At 65.6% G+C, this 19,041-nt stretch carries 19 protein-coding genes; 13 read left to right on the top strand and 6 right to left on the bottom strand.

The annotated features are described in order from the left end of the window. The first annotated feature begins 136 nt into the window (after window positions 1–136). Complete coding sequence (locus A4F85_RS25335) at window positions 137–1,621, top strand: aminotransferase-like domain-containing protein (RefSeq protein WP_063328180.1); 1,485 nt, start codon at window positions 137–139, stop codon at window positions 1,619–1,621. Window positions 1,622–1,708: 87 nt separating this feature from the next. On the opposite strand, the gene rpmG is transcribed toward A4F85_RS25335, so the two are convergent. The 3 genes from rpmG to trxB all read right to left on the bottom strand — a co-directional run bounded on the left by rpmG (window position 1,709) and on the right by trxB (window position 3,354). After that, complete coding sequence (rpmG, locus tag A4F85_RS25330) at window positions 1,709–1,879, bottom strand: 50S ribosomal protein L33 (RefSeq protein WP_012207164.1); 171 nt, start codon at window positions 1,877–1,879, stop codon at window positions 1,709–1,711. 20 nt (window positions 1,880–1,899) lie between these two features. Then, window positions 1,900–2,133: a 50S ribosomal protein L28 gene (rpmB, locus tag A4F85_RS25325; RefSeq protein ID WP_012207163.1), complete on the bottom strand. Its 234-nt coding sequence runs from the start codon at window positions 2,131–2,133 to the stop codon at window positions 1,900–1,902. Between the two features lie 267 nt (window positions 2,134–2,400). After that, window positions 2,401–3,354, bottom strand: a complete 954-nt coding sequence (trxB, locus tag A4F85_RS25320) for a thioredoxin-disulfide reductase (RefSeq protein ID WP_034396780.1) — start codon at window positions 3,352–3,354, stop codon at window positions 2,401–2,403. A 261-nt stretch (window positions 3,355–3,615) separates the two neighbouring features. Here trxB and A4F85_RS25315 point away from each other — a divergent pair, with 261 nt between their 5' ends. The 3 genes from A4F85_RS25315 (at window position 3,616) to A4F85_RS25305 (ending at window position 8,340) form a co-directional block, all read left to right on the top strand. Continuing rightward, window positions 3,616–5,979 (top strand): DNA translocase FtsK, encoded by a 2,364-nt coding sequence (locus A4F85_RS25315; RefSeq protein WP_063328179.1) that lies wholly within the window; start codon window positions 3,616–3,618, stop codon window positions 5,977–5,979. Window positions 5,980–6,008: 29 nt separating this feature from the next. Beyond that, a complete protein-coding gene (gene lolA, locus A4F85_RS25310; RefSeq protein ID WP_013800917.1) occupies window positions 6,009–6,644 on the top strand; it encodes an outer membrane lipoprotein chaperone LolA in 636 nt (211 codons plus the stop codon). Window positions 6,645–6,813: 169 nt separating this feature from the next. Next, window positions 6,814–8,340, top strand: a complete 1,527-nt coding sequence (locus A4F85_RS25305; RefSeq protein WP_063328178.1) for a methyl-accepting chemotaxis protein — start codon at window positions 6,814–6,816, stop codon at window positions 8,338–8,340. Here the strand turns inward: A4F85_RS25305 and brnQ are convergent. Further along, window positions 8,327–9,640: a branched-chain amino acid transport system II carrier protein gene (gene brnQ / locus A4F85_RS25300; protein WP_013800919.1), complete on the bottom strand. Its 1,314-nt coding sequence runs from the start codon at window positions 9,638–9,640 to the stop codon at window positions 8,327–8,329. The genes A4F85_RS25305 and brnQ overlap by 14 nt on opposite strands. A 442-nt stretch (window positions 9,641–10,082) precedes the next feature. Here brnQ and A4F85_RS25290 point away from each other — a divergent pair, with 442 nt between their 5' ends. Next, window positions 10,083–11,387, top strand: coding sequence for a replication-associated recombination protein A (locus tag A4F85_RS25290; RefSeq protein WP_012207157.1), 1,305 nt, complete (start codon window positions 10,083–10,085; stop codon window positions 11,385–11,387). A 32-nt stretch (window positions 11,388–11,419) separates the two neighbouring features. Here A4F85_RS25290 and A4F85_RS25285 read toward each other — a convergent pair whose 3' ends face one another. Further along, window positions 11,420–11,869, bottom strand: coding sequence for a winged helix-turn-helix transcriptional regulator (locus tag A4F85_RS25285; protein ID WP_043825062.1), 450 nt, complete (start codon window positions 11,867–11,869; stop codon window positions 11,420–11,422). Window positions 11,870–11,959: 90 nt separating this feature from the next. Between A4F85_RS25285 and A4F85_RS25280 the strand changes: the two genes are divergently transcribed. Then, entirely contained in the window at window positions 11,960–12,688 is a 729-nt protein-coding gene (locus A4F85_RS25280) for an SDR family oxidoreductase (RefSeq protein WP_063328176.1), read from the top strand. Window positions 12,689–12,768: 80 nt separating this feature from the next. Next, window positions 12,769–13,404 carry a 2-hydroxychromene-2-carboxylate isomerase gene (locus A4F85_RS25275; RefSeq protein ID WP_063328175.1) on the top strand — a complete coding sequence of 212 codons (636 nt, stop codon included), beginning with the start codon at window positions 12,769–12,771 and terminating at the stop codon, window positions 13,402–13,404. Here A4F85_RS25275 and A4F85_RS25270 read toward each other — a convergent pair. Further along, on the bottom strand, window positions 13,383–13,730 hold the full coding sequence (locus A4F85_RS25270) for a GFA family protein (RefSeq protein ID WP_013800923.1): 348 nt from the start codon (window positions 13,728–13,730) through the stop codon (window positions 13,383–13,385). The two genes, A4F85_RS25275 and A4F85_RS25270, sit on opposite strands and share 22 nt — an antisense overlap. A gap of 305 nt (window positions 13,731–14,035) precedes the next feature. Here A4F85_RS25270 and A4F85_RS25265 point away from each other — a divergent pair, with 305 nt between their 5' ends. The 6 genes from A4F85_RS25265 to A4F85_RS25240 all read left to right on the top strand — a co-directional run bounded on the left by A4F85_RS25265 (window position 14,036) and on the right by A4F85_RS25240 (window position 19,022). Further along, a complete protein-coding gene (locus A4F85_RS25265; protein WP_012207152.1) occupies window positions 14,036–14,965 on the top strand; it encodes a branched-chain amino acid ABC transporter permease in 930 nt (309 codons plus the stop codon). Window positions 14,966–14,975: 10 nt separating this feature from the next. Then, entirely contained in the window at window positions 14,976–16,055 is a 1,080-nt protein-coding gene (locus tag A4F85_RS25260) for an ABC transporter permease subunit (RefSeq protein ID WP_013800924.1), read from the top strand. A gap of 17 nt (window positions 16,056–16,072) precedes the next feature. Next, entirely contained in the window at window positions 16,073–16,867 is a 795-nt protein-coding gene (locus tag A4F85_RS25255; protein ID WP_012207150.1) for an ABC transporter ATP-binding protein, read from the top strand. Between the two features lie 3 nt (window positions 16,868–16,870). Next, a complete protein-coding gene (locus A4F85_RS25250) occupies window positions 16,871–17,617 on the top strand; it encodes an ABC transporter ATP-binding protein (protein ID WP_096913852.1) in 747 nt (248 codons plus the stop codon). A 252-nt stretch (window positions 17,618–17,869) separates the two neighbouring features. Continuing rightward, window positions 17,870–18,232 (top strand): DMT family protein, encoded by a 363-nt coding sequence (locus tag A4F85_RS25245; RefSeq protein ID WP_012207148.1) that lies wholly within the window; start codon window positions 17,870–17,872, stop codon window positions 18,230–18,232. Between the two features lie 142 nt (window positions 18,233–18,374). Continuing rightward, on the top strand, window positions 18,375–19,022 hold the full coding sequence (locus A4F85_RS25240; RefSeq protein WP_013800926.1) for a DUF47 domain-containing protein: 648 nt from the start codon (window positions 18,375–18,377) through the stop codon (window positions 19,020–19,022). The last annotated feature ends 19 nt before the right edge of the window (window positions 19,023–19,041 follow it).

Below are 19,041 nucleotides of genomic sequence, written 5' to 3'. Positions count from 1 at the left end.
TTGCATCGCAGCAGTGCAGATGTCGGTGGATCTGTTCTGCTTTGTGGTCGATGGATCTGTATCTGTTGCGTAACAGCGCCTTGCGGCAAGATCGCGGGCAAGTCCTCTCGTCCCTGATTCGTTCTCCATCTGTTCCATGACCCTTGCGAGCGCCTCTCCGACCCTGTACCGCCGCCTGGCGGCCGACTACAGCCTGGCCATGGAACTGGGCACGCTCAAGGCGGGCGAGCGCATGCCTTCCGTGCGCGAGCTGATGCGCCGCCATGAGGTCAGCCTGTCCACGGCGCTGCAGACGCTGCGGCATCTGGAGGACCTGGGCCAGCTCGAAGCCCGCCCGCGCGTGGGCTACTTCGTGCGCGATGCCCGGCCTGCAGGCCTGGCCCCGGCCAGCGAGCCCGACCTGAGCCAGCCGGTGCAACCGCTGCCGCAGCCACACTTCGCAGGTATCAATGAACACATTTCCCTGATGCTGGAGCGCGGCCGCCAGGCCGACGTGCGCGTGGACCTGGGCGGTGCCACGCCGCCGCCCGAACTGTTCGATCGCGGCTACCTGAACCAGACCGCCGCCCGGCTGCTGCGCGAGCAGCCTGACCTGTTGGTGCTGGGGCGCTCCATGATGGGCAGCCACCCTGATTTCCAGCGCGCCATGGCGCGGCGCGCGCTGGCGGCGGGCATCCATGTCGCACCGGCCGATGTGCTGGCGACCACGGGCAATTCCGAGGCCGTGAGCCTGGCGCTGGCCGCCGTGGCCTCGCCCGGCGACGTGGTGGCCGTGGAGTCGCCGACCTACTACGGCCTGCTGCAGGTGGTGGAGTCCTTGCAGATGCAGGCGCTGGAGATTCCCTGCAGCCCGCGCACCGGCCTATCCATCGAGGCGCTGGAGCTGGCCCTGCAGACCCAGCCGCGCCTGAAGGCCGTGGTGGTCGTGCCCGAGCTGCAGATGCCGCTGGGTACGCGCATTCCCGATGAGCACAAGGCCAGGCTGGTCGATCTGTGCAGCGCCCACGGCGTGGCATTGATCGAGGACGACTCCTATGGACTGTTCGTGGAAAGCAGCCAGCCCGTGCGCCCCATCAAGGCCTGGGATCGCCTGCCGGGCCATGTTATCTATTGCGAGGCCTTCAACAAGAGCATGGCGCCGGGCCTGCGCCAGGGCTGGATGAACGCTGGCCAGTGGCATGGGCGGGTGCAGATGCTCAAGTTCGCGCGCAGCCGCGGCACCCAGACCCTGGCCCAGTTGCTGGCGGCCGCCTGCGTGGGCTCGCCCGCACATCTGCGCAATCTGCAGCGCCTCAAGCAGCAGTTGCGGCGCCAGCGTGAAGGCATGGCGCAGCTGGTGGCGCGGTTTTTCCCGCTGGGCACGCGGCTGAGCCTGCCGCCCGGCGGGCTCAGCCTGTGGCTGGAGTTTCCGGCTGGCGTGTCCACGTCCGCGCTGTTCACGCAGGCGCTGGCGCGCGGCATCCGCACGGCGCCGGGCAGCATGTTCTCGAACTCGGGGCGCTACGAGCACTGCATGCGCCTGGGCTGCACCCTGCCGGTGGATGCCGTGATCGAGCAGGCCTGCCGCGAGCTGGGTGCCATGGCCTGTGCGCAGCTGGGTCAGCCGGCGCGCAGTGGGTGACAGGCGAAAAACAGACGCAAAGCAGACGCAAAAAAACCGCCGGGCTTGCGCCGGGCGGTTTTTTGTCGGTACCGGGAACAGGCTGAATTACTTCAGCTTGATTTCCTTGTACGTGACGTGCTTGCGAGCCTTGGGATCAAACTTCATGATCGCCATCTTCTCGGGCATTGTCTTCTTGTTCTTGGTCGTGGTGTAGAAGTGGCCGGTTCCTGCAGTGGATTCCAGCTTGATCTTTTCGCGTCCGCCTTTAGCAGCCATGGTGTTTCTCCTTGAGGGATTTAGGCTTGGCCACGGGCACGCAGGTCTGCGAGCACGGAGTCGATACCGTTCTTGTCGATCAGGCGCAGAGCAGCGCTGGAAACGCGCAGGCGCACCCAACGGTTTTCGCTCTCAACCCAGAAACGGCGGTATTGCAGGTTGGGCAGGAAACGACGCTTGGTCTTGTTGTTGGCGTGGGAAACGTTGTTTCCCACCATGGGCTTCTTGCCCGTTACTTCACATACGCGTGCCATCAGGACACTCCGATAGTTGTACAGCCGCCGACGCTGATGCCCTGCATTTGCTGCATGGCTTGCCGGCAACCTCACCTCGCCATAAAGGGTGGCGGTAACCCCATGCTGAAAGTGTCCTGGCCATGCAAGCAAGGCGCGCTTCAAATTCAGCAAAGCCACGGATTATAGCGTCTCCATGAGAAAAGCCCCTGGGCCAGCCAAACACGGCTGCAGCCAGGGGCTTTTTCCGCCCTGCGGGAGAGCAGGGCGGGCGGGGTGGCGTCCTGCTTATTCCTGTTCGAGGAAGCGCTGGGCGTCCAGCGCGGCCATGCAGCCCGTGCCGGCGCTGGTGATGGCCTGGCGGTAGACATGGTCCTGCACGTCGCCGGCTGCGAACACGCCGGGCACGCTGGTCTGCGTGGCAAAGCCCTTGAGGCCGCCCTGGGTGATGATGTAGCCGGTCTCGTCCATCTCCAGGTGGCCCTTGAAGATCTCGGTGTTGGGCGCATGGCCGATGGCGATGAAGCAGCCCTGCAGCTGGATGTCCTCGGCGTGGCCGTCCTGGGTGCTCTTGATGCGGATGCCGGTCACGCCGGACTGGTCGCCCAGCACCTCTTCGAGCACGAAGTGGGTCTTGAGCTCGATCTTGCCGGCCCGGACCTTGTCCATGAGCTTGTCCACGAGGATGGGCTCGGCCTTGAACTTGTCGCGGCGGTGCACCAGGGTGACCTTGCTGGCGATGTTGGACAGGTACAGGGCTTCCTCGACGGCCGTGTTGCCGCCGCCGACCACGCACACGGGCTGCTCACGGTAGAAGAAACCGTCGCAGGTGGCGCAGCCGGAGACGCCGCGGCCCATGAAGGCCTCTTCGGAGGGCAGGCCCAGGTACTTGGCCGAGGCGCCGGTGGCGATGATCAGGCTGTCGCAGGTATAGGTGCCGGAGTCGCCGGTCAGCGTGAAGGGGCGCTTGGAGAAATCGACGCTGTGGATGTGGTCGAACACCACCTGGGTCTTGAAGCGCTCTGCGTGCTCCAGAAAACGCTGCATCAGCTCGGGGCCCTGCACGCCGTTCACGTCTGCAGGCCAGTTGTCCACCTCGGTCGTCGTCATCAGCTGGCCGCCCTGGGCCATGCCGGTCACCAGCAGCGGGTTGAGGTTGGCGCGCGCGGCATAGATGGCGGCCGTGTAGCCGGCAGGGCCGGAGCCGAGGATCAGGACTTTGGCGTGTTGGGTAGAAGACATGGATGCAGTTCTTGAAAAAGGCGCACGCCGGCAGTCGGCGTGCAGAAAAAAAGATACATCGGGAACAGCAGTGGAGTATCGCTCCGCAGTCAGGTTCCCGTTGCCATATGGATCAATGGCCCGGATTGTCAAAAATGATCGACGTGGCGCCGTCATGCGGCGGTGTCATGCTCTGTTGCAAGTGCTTGCATTACGCTTGCGGGTCGCCCTGGCTGTTTTTGCGGCCAGTCCGAGGGGGCTGGGGTAAGCTCCCGCCTGCGTATGACTTACTCATTGAACGCTCTGAACGCTTCCACATCCGCCAAGGGCAAATCCAGGTCTGCGGCGCGCCCCGGCATGGTGGCGCGCTTCGGCCACGAAATGCTGCTGCTGGCGGGGCTGCTGGCCCTGGTGTTCTGGCTTGCCTCCATGCTCAGCTACTCTCCCCAGGATCCAGCGTGGTCCACCTCCGGGGCGGGACACGCGCGCCTGGTCGCCAACTGGATGGGCCGCGTCGGAGCCTGGCTGGCCGACGCCTGCTATTTCGGTTTCGGCATGTCGGTCTGGTGGCTGGTGCTGGCCTCGCTGCAGACCTGGCTGTCTTCCTTTGCGCGCTGGCTGCGCGGCGGCGTGCCGCGCGACGGTGTGCCACTGCCGCCCCTGTGGCGCCGGCGCCTGCGCTTTTGGGGCGGGCTGCTGCTGCTGCTGGGTGCGAGCTGCGCACTGGAGTGGACGCGCCTGTACCGCTTCGAGAGCGTGCTGCCCGGCCCGGCCGGCGGCGTCTTCGGTTACATGCTGGGGTACCACAGCCTGCAGTGGCTGGGCTTCATGGGCTCGGGCCTGATCGGCATCTGCGTGGCCGTGATCGGCCTGGCCATGGTGTTCCGCTTTTCCTGGGGTCATCTGGCCGAATCCATGGGCGCACGCCTGGACGGCTGGGTGCTCTTTCTTTTTGCGCGCCGTGAAAAGGCCCGGGACGAAGCCGCAGGCCGCCGCGCTGCGCGCGAGCGCGAGGAAGTGGTGCAGGAAGAGCGCACGGAAAGCGCCGTGCAGCACCCGCAGCCCGTGCAGATCATCGAACCCGTGCTCCAGGAGGCTGCGGTGCCCAGCGTGCGCGTGGTCAAGGAGCGCCAGAAGCCCCTGTTCTCCGAACTGCCCGACAGCAAGCTGCCCCAGGTGGATCTGCTCGATGCGGCGCAGCAGCGCCAGGAAAGCGTGTCGCCCGAAACGCTGGAGATGACCAGCCGGCTGATCGAAAAGCGCCTCAAGGACTTTGGTGTCGATGTGCATGTGGTCGCAGCCATGCCCGGCCCCGTGATCACGCGCTACGAGATCGAGCCGGCCACGGGCGTCAAGGGCTCGCAGATCGTGAACCTGGCCAAGGATCTGGCGCGCTCGCTGTCCCTGGTGTCCATCCGCGTGATCGAGACGATTCCCGGCAAGAATTTCATGGCGCTGGAGCTGCCCAATGCCAAGCGCCAGTCCATCCGCCTGTCCGAGGTGCTGGGCTCGCAGGTCTACCACGACGCCAAGAGCATGCTGACCATGGGCCTGGGCAAGGACATCGTGGGCAATCCGGTCGTGGCCGATCTGGCCAAGATGCCGCACGTGCTGGTGGCCGGCACCACGGGTTCAGGCAAGTCGGTGGGGATCAACGCCATGATCCTGTCGCTGCTGTACAAGGCCGAGGCCCGCGATGTGCGCCTGCTGATGATCGACCCCAAGATGCTGGAAATGTCGGTCTACGAAGGCATTCCTCACCTGCTGTGCCCCGTGGTCACCGACATGAAGCAGGCTGCCAATGGCCTGAACTGGTGCGTGGCCGAGATGGAGCGCCGCTACAAGCTCATGAGCAAGCTGGGCGTGCGCAATCTGGCGGGCTACAACGCCAAGATCGACGAGGCCAAGGCGCGCGAGGAATCCATTCCCAACCCCTTCAGCCTCACGCCCGAGGAGCCCGAGCCGCTGCAGCGCCTGCCGCACATCGTCATCGTCATCGACGAGCTGGCCGACCTGATGATGGTGGTCGGCAAGAAGATCGAGGAGCTGATCGCGCGCCTGGCCCAGAAGGCCCGCGCGGCCGGCATCCACCTGATCCTGGCCACCCAGCGCCCCAGCGTGGACGTGATCACCGGCCTGATCAAGGCCAACATCCCCACACGCATCGCCTTCCAGGTCAGCAGCAAGATCGACAGCCGCACCGTGCTTGACCAGATGGGCGCCGAATCCCTGCTGGGCATGGGCGACATGCTCTACATGGCCAGCGGCACGGGCCTGCCCGTGCGCGTGCACGGCGCCTTCGTGTCGGACGAGGAAGTGCACCGCGTGGTGGGCTACCTCAAGGAGCAGGGCGAGGCCGACTACATCGAAGGCGTGCTCGAAGGCGGCACGGCCGAGGGCGACAGCGAGTTCGGCTCGGAGTCCGGCGACGGCGGCAATGGCGAGAAGGACCCCATGTACGACCAGGCCGTGGAAGTGGTCCTCAAGGACCGCAAGGCCAGCATCTCGTATGTGCAGCGCAAGCTCAGGATTGGTTACAACCGCTCGGCGCGCCTGCTGGAAGATATGGAAAAGGCGGGCCTCGTCAGCGGTCTCACGGCCAGCGGGCAGCGCGAAGTGCTGGTGCCCGCGCGCGCCGGGGAATGAGCCCGCTTCCCCGCAATCATGGAGAAAGAATGAAACGTCTGTTGACTGCAGTTGTGATCGCGGCAAGCGCGACGGCCTCGTGGGCCGATGGCCTCAAAAGCCTGGAAGCCTTCATGAAGAATTCCCAGGCCGGCCGCGCCGAATTCACCCAGGCCGTCACGGCCCCGTCCAAGGATGGCCAGCCGCCGCGCACCAAGAACTCCAGCGGCCAGTTCGAATTCCAGCGTCCCGGCAAGTTCAGGTTCGTCTACACCAAGCCGTTCGAGCAGACCATCGTCGCCGACGGCAAGACGCTGTGGCTCTATGACGCCGACCTCAACCAGGTCACGCAGCGCCCCCAGGCCCAGGCCCTGGGCAGCACGCCGGCCGCCATCCTGGCGTCGGCCAACGATCTCAAGGCGTTGAGCGCCGACTTCGATCTGCAATCCGCGCCCGAGCAGGATGGCCTGCAATGGGTCCAGGCCAGCCCCAAGGACAAGAACGGCCAGCTCAAGAGCGTGCGCGTGGGCTTTGCGGCCGATGGCCAGCTTTCGGCGCTGGACATCCTCGACAGCTTTGGCCAGCGTTCGCTGATCCGCTTCAGCCAGCTGCAGACCCAGGCGTCCTTGCCAGCCTCGACTTTCGAGTTCAAGGTGCCAGCGGGCGCCGACGTGCTCAAGCAGTAAGCCGCGCTGCCGCGCGGGGCAACCTTTCAGGCCGGTCACAGGCTGCGGTGCGCAGTTTGTGAGGTTTTGTAATGGTTTTGCCTAATATCGTCGAGACAATGGCGGCCTGCGGCCAGCGATTGTTTCGACGTCCCTCCGAGGACATGCTGGCCGGCTCTCGCATGCCTTTATGAACCTCAGTCGCAAGTTGCCGCTCGCCATTGCCATGGCGCTGCTATTCACCCTCGCTGCCGGATTCTTCGGACTCTGGTCGGCCCATCGATCCCTAGGCGTCTTTCACGGCGATGTCCAGCGCCACATGGCGGCGGAACGCCTCGCCGCCGAGGTGGAAGGCCACTTCAAAACCCAGGTCCAGGAATGGAAGAACGTGCTGCTGCGCGGCTCGGACAACGCGCTGCGCGAGCAGCACTGGAAGGGCTTTCTGGCCGATGAGCGCGCCGTGCAGGACAAGACCGCGGCCTTGCTGGCCCTGGTGGACGATGCCTCCCTGCGCGAGATCGCCCAGGGCTTTGTGGCGCAGCACCGCAAGATGGCCGAGGGCTACCGCGTGGGGCTGGACAAATTCGAGGCCACGGGCTTCGACCCCTCCGTGGGCGATATGGCCGTGCGCGGCGTGGACCGCGAGCCGGCCGAGCTGCTTTCCCAGCTCAAGGCCGGCATAGCGGCGCAGAGCAAGGCGGTGGCCGACGATGCCTACAGCAGCGGCAAGCACGCCACGGAGCTGAGCCTGGTGCTGATGCTGGTGGCGGCCGTGGCCGGCGTGGCCATTGGCTGGCTCATCACCCGTGCCGTGGTGGCACCGCTGCGCAGCGCGGTCCAGCTGGCCGAGAAGGTGGCCCAGGGCCATCTGACCAATGCCATAGCGAGCGGCGGGCCAGACGAACTGGGCCAGCTGCTGCGGGCGCTGGGCGCCATGCAGGAACAGCTGCGCAGCATCGTCGTGGAAGTGCGCGGCAATGCGGAGCAGGTGGCATCCGCCAGCTCGCAGATCGCGGCCGGCAACAGCGACCTGGCCCAGCGCACCGAGCAGCAGGCATCGGCCCTGCAGATGACGGCTTCGTCCATGGACCAGCTCGACTCCACCGTGCGCGGCAATGCGGACCACGCGGAGAAGGCCAACGTCCTGGCCTCCACGGCCAGCGACATCGCCACGCGCGGTGGTGATGCCATCTCGGCCGTCGTGGGCACCATGCGCAGCATCCAGGATGCGTCCGAGCGCGTGGTCAGCATCATCGAGGTGATCGACGGCATCGCGTTCCAGACCAATATTCTTGCGCTCAATGCGGCCGTGGAGGCCGCACGGGCCGGCGAACAGGGCCGGGGCTTTGCCGTGGTCGCCGCCGAGGTCCGCACGCTGGCCCAGCGCAGCTCGGGCGCGGCGCGGGAAATCCGTGACCTGATCCAGGCCAACGCCCAGCGTGTGGCCCTGGGGGCCGAGGAGGTGGACAGCGCGGGTGCGACCATGGCCTCGGTGCAGGAGGTGATTGCCAAGGTCTCGCGCATGATCGGCGCCATCAGCCACTCCAGCGGCGAACAGAGCGCGGGCGTGAGCCACGTCAACAGCGCCATCGTCCGCATCGAGGAGGGGACCCAGCAGAACGCCGCGCTGGTGGAGCAGACCAGTTCGGCCGCCGAGAGCCTGCGCAAGCAGGCCCATCAGCTGGTGGAACTCATGGCGCGTTTCAGGACGGCCTGAACGCGGTGGCCGGGGCCGGGCGCAGCCGGTCGTGGAGCGCTGCCAGCACCAGGGTGGCTGCCACGGGCAGGGCCCAGCCCATGCCGTTGCCCGGCAGGCTGTTCAGGAAGGCCGGCAGCCAGTCCTGCCAGCCGGCCGCCTTGGCGGCATCGACAAGACCGAACACCAGCGCCACGGCCAGCACCGGCGCGAACACGCGCTGCGCATTGCGCCACAGGCCTGACAGCAGGCTCAACACCACCAGGGCGATGGCCAGCGGATAAATGCCCACCAGCACGGGGCCGGACAGGGCGATCAACTGGGCCAGGCCCTGGTTGGACACCAGGATGCACGCCAGCCCAATGGCCACCACCACCGCGCGGTAGGGCAGGCGCAGCATCTCGCTGAAGTAGGCGCCACAGGCGCTGACCAGGCCCACGGCCGTGGTCAGGCAGGCCAGGGAAATCACCACGGCCAGCAGCAGGCTGCCGATGGGGCCGAAGGTGTGATCCACATAGCGCGTGAGGATGAGCACGCCGGTCTGCGCCTGCGGGGCGATGGACTGGCTGGTGGCGCCCAGATGGATCAGCGACAGGTACACCAGGCCCAGGCCCACGGCCGCGATCACGCCCGCGATGATGGCGTAGCGCGTCTGCAGCCCGGTGTGGGAGATGCCCCGGTCCCGGATGGCGTTGACGATGACGATGCCGAAGGCCAGGGCGCCCAGCGCGTCCATGGTCTGGTAACCCTCCAGAAACCCTTCGGTCAGGGGCGCGACCAGGTAGTCGCCGCTGGCGCTGGTGGCGGCACCGGCCGGCAGCAGCACGGCGGCGGCACCCAGCACCACCAGGGCCAGGATCAGCACGGGCGTGATCAGCTTGCCGATGGTGTCGATCAGCTTGCCGGGGAACAGGGACAGGCCCATGACCAGCACAAAGTACACCGCCGAGTAGATGAACAGCGCAGTGCTGCTGTGGCCCACGAAGGGCGCAAAGCCCATCTCGAACGACACGGTGGCCGTGCGCGGCGTGGCAAACAGCGGGCCGAGGATGAGATAGATCAGCAGGCCCAGCACCATGCCGGCCTTGCGGCCCACGGGCGAGGTCAGTGCATCGAGCCCGCCGCCCACGCGTGCCAGCGCCACCACGGTGAGCAACGGCAGGCCCACGCCCGTGAGCAGAAAGCCCGTGGCCGCCGCGGCCGCGTGCTCGCCGGCGCCCTGGCCGACCATGGGCGGAAAGATGATGTTGCCCGCGCCGAGGAACAGCGCAAAGGTCATGAAGCCTAGGGCGATAAGGTCCCGGGTCTTGAGTGTTTGCATGGATGCAGAAATGAAAAGGTCCCGCCTTGCCGCATGGCAGGCAGTTCCGGAAACGGTGGGAGGCGCGGAGCGATGGGGCAGCAATGGCGCAGGCCCGATGGCCGCGCATGCCGCGCGGCCGGCTCCGCAAAGGGCAGCATTTTAGGGCGGTGGCCCGAAGCGGGTGAAAAATGTCAGTGATTGCTCTTGATGAGATGCATGCAAACCATTCATGTCATGTGAGTGACATGCCTGCAGGCGATGGCCAGGCTCCCGGCTGGCGATCCATGGCTCCATCCCCCGCAGCCAGGTACAGGCATCAGGGGCTGGCGCACCCGCTGCCGCCATGGCGTGGACAATGGCGTCATGGTTTTGCAACTGCATCTGTTCCCCTCGGCAGTGAATCCGGCACATGGGCTGCCGAACGCCTTCTGCGCGGCGCTGCCTGCGACGGAGCTGGCCCATGGCTGATCTGTTCACCCAGGAGCCCTCCGCACCACTGGCCGAAGCCCTGCGGCCCAAGACCCTGGACGAGGTCGTGGGCCAGTCCCATCTGCTGGGCGAGGGCAAGCCGCTGCGCCTGGCCTTCCAGTCAGGCAAGCCGCATTCCATGATCTTCTGGGGGCCGCCCGGCGTGGGCAAGACCACGCTGGCCCGGCTCACGGCCACGGCCTTCAAGTGCGAGTTCATTGCGCTGTCTGCGGTGTTCTCCGGGGTCAAGGACATCCGCGCGGCCATGGAGCAGGCGCAGCAGAACCTGGCCATGGGCCGGCACACCATCCTCTTCGTGGACGAGATCCACCGCTTCAACAAGTCCCAGCAGGATGCGCTGCTGCCCTATGCGGAAAGCGGGCTGGTCACCTTCATCGGCGCCACCACGGAGAACCCTTCCTTCGAGGTGAACTCTGCCCTGCTGTCACGCGCGCAGGTCTATGTGCTGCAGTCCCTGACCGACGATGAACTCAGGCAACTGCTGCTGCGGGCGCAGGAAAAGGCCCTGGGCGGCCTGGAGTTCGACGACCTGGCGCGGGACACCATCGTCGGCTATGCCGATGGCGATGCCCGGCGGTTCCTGAACCTGCTGGAGCAATGCCAGACGGCGGCCGGCGCTGCGGGCGTCACGCGGATCGATGCCGAGTTCGTGCAGAACGCGCTGACCTTGAATGCCAGGCGCTTCGACAAGGGCGGCGACAACTTCTACGACCAGATCTCGGCCCTGCACAAGTCCGTGCGCGGCTCCCATCCCGATGCGGCGCTGTACTGGCTCACGCGCATGCTCGATGGCGGCGCCGATGCGCGCTACCTGTCGCGGCGCATCGTGCGCATGGCCTGGGAGGATATCGGCCTGGCCGACCCGCGCGCCATGCAGATCGCCAACGACGCAGCCCTGACCTATGAGCGCCTGGGCAGCCCCGAGGGCGAGCTGGCGCTGGGCCAGGCCGTCATCTACCTGGCCATGGCCGCCAAGAGCAACGCCGGCTACAACGCCTACAACAAGGCCCGGGCCTTCGTGAAGCAGGACAGGAGCCGCGAGGTGCCCGTGCACCTGCGCAACGCGCCCACCAAGCTCATGAAGGAGCTGGGCTACGGCCATGAATACCGCTACGCGCACGATGAGCCCAACGCCTACGCGGCCGGCGAGACCTATCTGCCCGAAGGCATTGCGGAGCCGGGCTGGTACCAGCCCGTGCCGCGGGGCCTGGAGATCAAGATCGGCGAGAAGCTGGCCGTGCTGCGCAAGTGGGACGAAGAGGCTGGCGGCGCATAGCCGAAGCCGGTGAGGGCAGGCCGGTGCCGGGGCTAGGCGCCCGGGCCGGGCTCCACCGCCACGTCCCGCGCGTGCAGGGGGGCGTGGCACTCCGAGCAGACGACCAGGGGGTCGAACGTGTGGCCGCACACCGTATGCCGGTGCAGCAAGGGCCGGCCTTCCTCGCCGGACATGTGTACATCGCCCCAGTGCACGATGGCCATGACCACGGGATGCAGGTCCAGCCCCTTGGGCGTGAGGCGGTACTCGTGCCGTACCGGCGCCTCCTGGTAGGCCACCTTCTTGAGCACGCCTGCCTCGACCAGCCTGGCCAGCCTGTCCGACAGCATGGGGCGTGAAATGCCCAGGCGCCCCAGGAATTCATCAAAACGGCGCACTCCCAGAAAGCAGTCGCGCAGCACCAGCAGTGTCCAGCGGTCGCCGATGACCGAGACCGTGCGTGCGATGGAGCAGCGCTCCTCTTCCAGTTCGTTCCATTTCATTGGGCAGTTCCCCGCTTGACGGGTTCTGATTTTAAACCTACCGTGCATTGGGTTCAAAAAATGAACTGACCAATCATCCACGGAGATCCCATGACCGACAAGAAAGCCATTCTCGTGATCGGCGCTGGCGACGCCACGGGCGGTGCCATCGCCCGGCGTTTTGCGCGCGAAGGCTATATCGCCTGCGTCACGCGCCGCGACGCGGACAAGCTCCAGCCCCTGGTCGAACAGATCCGCGCCGCCGGTGGCCAGGCCCATGGTTTCGGCAGCGACGCGCGCAAGGAAGAGGAAATGGTGGCCCTGGTGCAGAAGATCGAGGCCGAGATCGCACCCATCGAGGTCGCCGTCTTCAACATCGGCGCCAACGTGCGCTTCGGCATCACCGAGACCACGGCGCGCGTCTACTTCAAGGTCTGGGAGATGGCCTGCTTCGCCGGCTTCCTGATGGGGCGGGAGGCGGCCAGGGTGATGCTGCCGCGCGGCCGGGGCACCATCATCTTCACGGGCGCCACCGCCAGCCTGCGCGGGCGCGAGGGCTTTGCGGCGTTTGCCGGCGCCAAGCACGGCCTGCGTGCGCTGGCCCAGAGCATGGCGCGCGAGCTCTGGCCCAAGGGCATCCATGTGGCCCATCCCGTGATCGACGGCGCCATCGACACGGAGTTCATCCGGACCAACTTTCCCGAGCGCTATGCCCTCAAGCAGCAGGACGGCATCCTCAATCCTGACCACATCGCCGACCTCTACTGGCAACTGCACCAGCAGCCGCGCGATGCCTGGACGCATGAAACCGAAATCCGCCCCTGGATGGAGCCCTGGTAGGCCCTTCAGCCATTTGCGTCCCTTCAGCCCCCTCAGCCCCTTCGCTTCGATGTTCCATCCCATTTGATGCAGGCCGTGCCATGAACCCCAACGTGCAATTCCTCTTCGACTTCGGCAGCCCCAACGCCTATCTCTGCCACCAGGTCATCCCCGCAATCGAGGCGCGCAGCGGCATCCGCTTCGACTATGTGCCGGTCCTGCTGGGCGGCCTGTTCAAGCTGGCCAACAACCGCTCACCGGCCGAGGCGAATGCCGACATTCCCAACAAGCGCGCCTATGAGGCGCTGGAACTGCAGCGTTTCGTGCAAAGGCATGGGCTCACGCGCTTCCGGATGAATCCGCACTTTCCCGTCAACACCCTGCAGATCATGCGCGGGGCCGTGGCGGCACAGGGCCTGGGCTGCTTCGAGCGTTATGTGGATGCGGTGTTCTCCAGCATGTGGGAGAAGGGCTGCAAGATGGACGATGCCCAGGTGATCGGCACCGAGCTGTCCGGGGCGGGCCTGGACGCCCCAGCCCTGATCGCCGCAAGCCAGACGCCCGAAGTCAAGGCCCGGCTGCTGGCAAATACCGAGCAGGCCTTCCACCGTGGCGCTTTCGGATCGCCCACCTTTTTTGTTGGCGACGAGATCTACTTCGGCAAGGACCGCCTGCGCGATGTGGAGGAACAAGCGCTGCGGGCCTGCGGCCAGCCTCAGGCCGATCGCCCGTCGTAGCGCGTGATGCGCAGCGCCTCGGGGTCCACGCCTTCCAGGCAGCGCACGTTGACGGCCGCCATGTGCCGGCCCTGGGGATCGATGGCCTCGCCGAACGGATGGATGCCGCAGGTCGGGCAGAAGCGGTGCTGGATCAGGTGCCGGTTGAAGGTGTAGGTCCGCATCTGTTCATCGGGCGTCTGCAGCTGCAGCTGTTCGCGGGGAACGAACCACATGAGGGCGCCCTTGCGCGCGCAGATGGAGCAGTTGCAGGCCATGGCCTGCGTGAGTTCGCCTTCCACATCGAAAGCGATGCCGCCGCAGTGGCAGCTGCCGTGGTATTTCATCGGGGTTCTCCGTGGCCACCGCGGGCTGGCGGCACTGCCGTTGATGGTAGGAGTTCATGCTGGCTACGGCAAATTGCTGCAGTGCTACATAAGAGCACGTGGCTTGTAAAGCCTCGGGAAACCCCCCTGCAACAAGGCGTTGCAGGCCACCGGGGGGTGCCTAGAATCGCCAATCCCCTGCGGTTTCCGGGCCACAAGCCAGGATGCGGCGGGAGAGCTTCCACCACCATGGCATTGCTGGCTCCGTTCGTTTGGATGCGAGGCACGCTGAATGTCTCCATCCTGGACTAAAGGGGAGAGCGCATATGGACATACTGCTTCAGCAGGTCATCAACGGATTGGTCCTGGGCAGCATGTACGCCCTGATCGCCCTGGGCTACACCATGGTGTACGGCATCATCCAGCTCATCAACTTCGCCCATGGCGAGGTGCTCATGGTCGGCGCGCTGACCAGCTGGAGCTGCATAGGCCTGATGCAGGAGGCCATGCCCGGTGCGCCGGGCTGGCTGATCCTGCTGCTGGCGACCGTGATCGCCTGCGTGGTGGCCGCGGCACTGAATTTCGTGATCGAGAAAGTGGCCTACCGCCGCCTGCGCAGCAGCCCGCGCCTGGCGCCGCTGATCACGGCCATCGGCGTCTCGCTGCTGCTGCAGACGCTGGCCATGATCATCTGGAAGCCCAACTACAAGGCCTATCCCACGCTGCTGCCGAGCACGCCCTTCGAGATCGGCACGGCGGTGATCACGCCCACCCAGATCCTGGTGCTGGTGGTCACGGCGATCGCGCTGGCATCGCTGACCTATCTGGTCAACTACACCAAGCTCGGGCGCGCCATGCGGGCCACGGCCGAGAATCCGCGCGTGGCGGCCTTGATGGGCGTCAAGCCCGACGTGGTGATCTCGGCCACCTTCATCATCGGCGCCGTGCTGGCGGCCATCGCAGGCATCATGTATGCCTCCAACTACGGCACGGCCCACCACACCATGGGCTTTCTGCCGGGGCTCAAGGCCTTCACGGCGGCCGTGTTCGGCGGCATCGGCAACCTGGCTGGCGCCGTGGTCGGCGCCATGCTGCTGGGGCTGATCGAGTCCATAGGCTCGGGCTACATCGGCGACCTCACGGGCGGCGTATTGGGCAGCCACTACACCGACATCTTCGCCTTCATCGTGCTCATCATCATCCTGACGCTGCGCCCCTCGGGCCTGCTGGGTGAGCGTGTGGCCGACCGCGCCTGAGGAGACCCGCATGAACAGCAAGAAGACCGTGCAATGGATTCTGGGCGGCCTGGCGCTGATGGTGCTGCCGCTGGTGCTTCAGTACTTCGGCAATGCCTGGGTGCGCATCGCCGACCTGGCCCTGCTCTATGTGCTGCTGGCACTGGGCCTGAACGTGGTGGTGGGCTATGCAGGCCTGCTGGACCTGGGCTACGTGGCGTTCTACGCCGTGGGCGCCTACATGTTCGCGCTGATGGCCTCGCCGCATCTGGCGGAGACCTTCGAGGGCTTTGCCGCCATGTTCCCTGACGGGCTGCATACCTCCATCTGGCTGGTGATACCGCTGGCGGCGCTGCTGGCGGGCATCACGGGAATACTGCTGGGCATCCCGGTGCTCAAGCTGCGCGGGGACTACCTGGCCATCGTCACGCTGGGCTTCGGCGAGATCATCCGCATCTTCATGAACAACCTGGACCAGCCGGTCAACATCACCAACGGCCCCAAGGGCATAGGCCAGATCGACTCGGTGAAGATTCTGGGCCTGGACCTGGCCAAGCGCCAGGAGATCTTCGGCTATGACATCAGCTCGGTCACGCTGTACTACTACCTGTTCCTCTTCCTGGTGCTCGTCAGCATCGTGATCTGCTGGCGCCTGCAGGACTCGCGCATCGGCCGCGCCTGGATGGCCATCCGCGAGGACGAGATCGCCGCCAAGGCCATGGGCATCAACACGCGCAACATGAAGCTGCTGGCCTTCGGCATGGGCGCTTCCTTCGGTGGTGTCTCGGGCGCCATGTTCGCGGCCTTCCAGGGCTTCGTCTCGCCCGAGTCGTTCAGCCTCATGGAGTCCATCATGATCGTGGCCATGGTGGTGCTCGGCGGCCTGGGCCATCTGCCGGGCGTGATCCTGGGTGCGGTGCTGCTGTCGGCCCTGCCCGAGGTGCTGCGCTATGTGGCCGGTCCCTTGCAGCAGATGACCGACGGGCGGCTTGACGCCTCCATCCTGCGCCAGTTGCTGATCGCGCTGGCCATGATCGTCATCATGCTGATGCGTCCGCGCGGCCTGTGGCCGTCGCCCGAGCATGGCAAGAACCTGCCGCACCAGTCCTGAGCATGGAGACAACGCAGATGGCGAACACGGCAGACAACGGCTCCACCTCCCCGGTGCTCAGGGTTTCGGGCATTTCCAAGCGCTTTGGCGGACTGCAGGCCCTGTCCGATGTGGGCATGACCATTGGCCGGGGCCAGGTCTACGGCCTGATCGGTCCCAACGGCGCGGGCAAGACCACTTTCTTCAACGTGATCACGGGCCTGTACACGCCCGACAGCGGCAGCTTCGAGCTGGCCGGCAAGGCCTACGAGCCATCGGCCGTGCACAAGGTGGCCAAGGCCGGCATTGCGCGCACCTTCCAGAACATCCGGCTGTTTGCCGAGATGACGGCGCTGGAGAACGTGATGGTCGGGCGCCATGTGCGCACGCATTCGGGCCTGATCGGCGCGGTGTTCCGCACGCCCGGCTTCAAGGCCGAGGAAGCCGCGATACGCGCGCGGGCCCGCGAACTGCTGGACTACGTGGGGATTTCCAAATACGCCGACTTCAAGGCCCGCACGCTGAGCTACGGCGACCAGCGCCGCCTGGAGATCGCGCGGGCGCTGGCCACCGACCCGCAACTGATCGCGCTGGACGAGCCTGCCGCCGGCATGAACGCCACCGAGAAGGTGCAGCTGCGCGAGCTGATTGACCGCATCCGCCGGGACCAGCGCACCATCTTGCTGATCGAGCACGACGTGAAACTGGTCATGGGCCTGTGCGATCGCGTCACCGTGCTGGACTATGGCAAGCCCATCGCCGAAGGCACGCCGGCCGAGGTGCAGAAGAACGACAAGGTGATCGAAGCCTATCTGGGCACCGGAGGACACTGAACCATGGGTGAGCAAGTGCAAGACAAGGGCGTGTCCGCGCCGGTGCTGTTGAAGGTCCATGGACTGAAGGTGGCCTATGGCGGCATTCAGGCCGTCAAGGGCGTGGACTTCGAGGTCCGCCAGGGCGAGCTGGTCTCGCTGATCGGCTCCAACGGTGCGGGCAAGACCACGACCATGAAGGCCGTCACGCGCAGCCTGCAGATGGCGGATGGCGACGTGCACTACCTGGGCCGCAGCATCCGCAACGTGGGCGCCTGGGATCTGGTGGCCCAGGGCCTGGTCATGGTGCCGGAGGGGCGCGGCGTGTTCGCGCGCATGACCATCACCGAGAACCTGCTCATGGGCGCCTACACGCGCAACGACAAGGCCGGCATTGCCGCCGACATCGAGCGCATGTTCGGCATCTTCCCGCGCCTGAAGGAGCGCCGCGACCAGCTGGCCGGCACCATGTCGGGCGGCGAGCAGCAGATGCTGGCCATGGCGCGCGCGCTGATGAGCCAGCCCAAGGTGCTGCTGCTGGACGAGCCCTCCATGGGCCTGTCGCCCATCATGGTGGACAAGATCTTCGAGGTGGTGCGCGATGTGCATGCGCTGGGCGTGACGCTGGTGCTGGTCGAGCAGAACGCCAGTCGTGCGCTGGCGCTGGCCGATCGCGGCTATGTGATGGAGTCCGGCCTGATCACCATGACCGGGCCCGGCCAGACCCTGCTCAGCGATCCGCGCGTGCGGGCCGCCTACCTGGGCGAGTGAACTCCGGGGCAGCCGCCTGCGCACAGGTTGCTGGAATGTCCCGTGCCATCGACGGGATATGGCAAAAATATGACGATTTGATGAAGATTCATCGAATGCCCATCGATGCGGGATGTTGCGTATCTGTGCGATGAAGCAGGTTTTTCAAGAAAATTCGCGCAAAAAAGCAATTTTTGGAAAGCAATCGAAAAACCGGCTTCTGGCGCTGCGGGCGCGATAATTCAGGCCTTCCAGCACCCGGGCGCACCTCACATGAACTGGCTCCAACACATCCCCGTCGGGCTGCAGACCGTGGTCCTGCTGGCCATGAGCAATGTCTTCATGACGTTTGCCTGGTATGGGCACCTGAAGAACCACGCCTCGTCGCCCTGGTACGTGGCAGCCCTTGTCAGCTGGGGCATTGCGCTGTTCGAGTACCTGCTGCAGGTGCCCGCCAACCGCATAGGCCACACGCAGTTCAGCGTGGCGCAGCTCAAGATCATCCAGGAGGTGATCACGCTGTCGGTGTTCGCGCCTTTTGCCGTGCTCTACCTGAACCAGCCCCTCAAATGGGACTTCCTCTGGGCCGGCCTGTGCATGGTGGGCGCGGTGTATTTTATTTTTCGCAGCGGCTGACAAGGCGGCGCGCCGGCGCGCAAAAACGCGCTTGGGACTCAAGAGTACACTTCGCCCCGTTCAAGCCGGGAAGCCATGCCAAGCATCCGCAATGTGACGCAGTGAGTCGCCTGGTTCCCACTTTTCCCGGTAAGGAGCATTCATGCTTTTTGGCAAACTATTGCCACGCGAAGGCAATTTCTTCGAGATGTTCAACCAGCATGCCGACCGCATCGTCGATGCCGCGCATGCCTTCTCGCAGCTTGTCGCCAACTACAACGATCCTCATCTTCGCGAGAAGTACAACGAGGACGTGAACAACGCCGAGCGTGCCGCCGACCGCGTGACGCATGACGTCACCAAGGCGCTGCACAAGACCTTCATCACGCCGCTGGACCGCGAGCAGATCCACTCGCTGATCAACACCATGGACGACGTGGCCGACCTGATCCAGGACTCGGCCGAGACCATGGCGCTGTATGACGTGCGCCACATGACGGATGAGATCACGCGCCTGACCGACCTGTGCGTACGCTGCTGCGAGCGGCTGCGCGATGCGGTCAAGCTGCTGTCGCGCATCTCCGATCCATCGGTGGTGGACGCGGCGATGAAGACCTGCGAGGAAATCGACCGCCTCGAATCGGACGCCGACCGCGTGATGCGCTCGGCCATGAGCAAGCTGTTCCGCGAAGAGCCCGATGTGCGCGAAGTCATCAAGCTCAAGGCCATCTACGAGCTGCTGGAGACGGTGACCGACCGCTGCGAGGACGTGGCCAACCTGATCGAGGGCATCGTCCTCGAGAATTCCTGAGCCCTCGCGGAGTCGTTTC

The sequence above is a fragment of the Delftia sp. GW456-R20 genome (assembly GCF_001622915.1).
GTDB classification, from domain to species: Bacteria; Pseudomonadota; Gammaproteobacteria; order Burkholderiales; family Burkholderiaceae_C; genus Comamonas; species Comamonas acidovorans.
The sequence above is the reverse complement of the archived record's forward strand: the minus strand, read 5'-3'. Positions and strand labels throughout refer to the sequence as shown.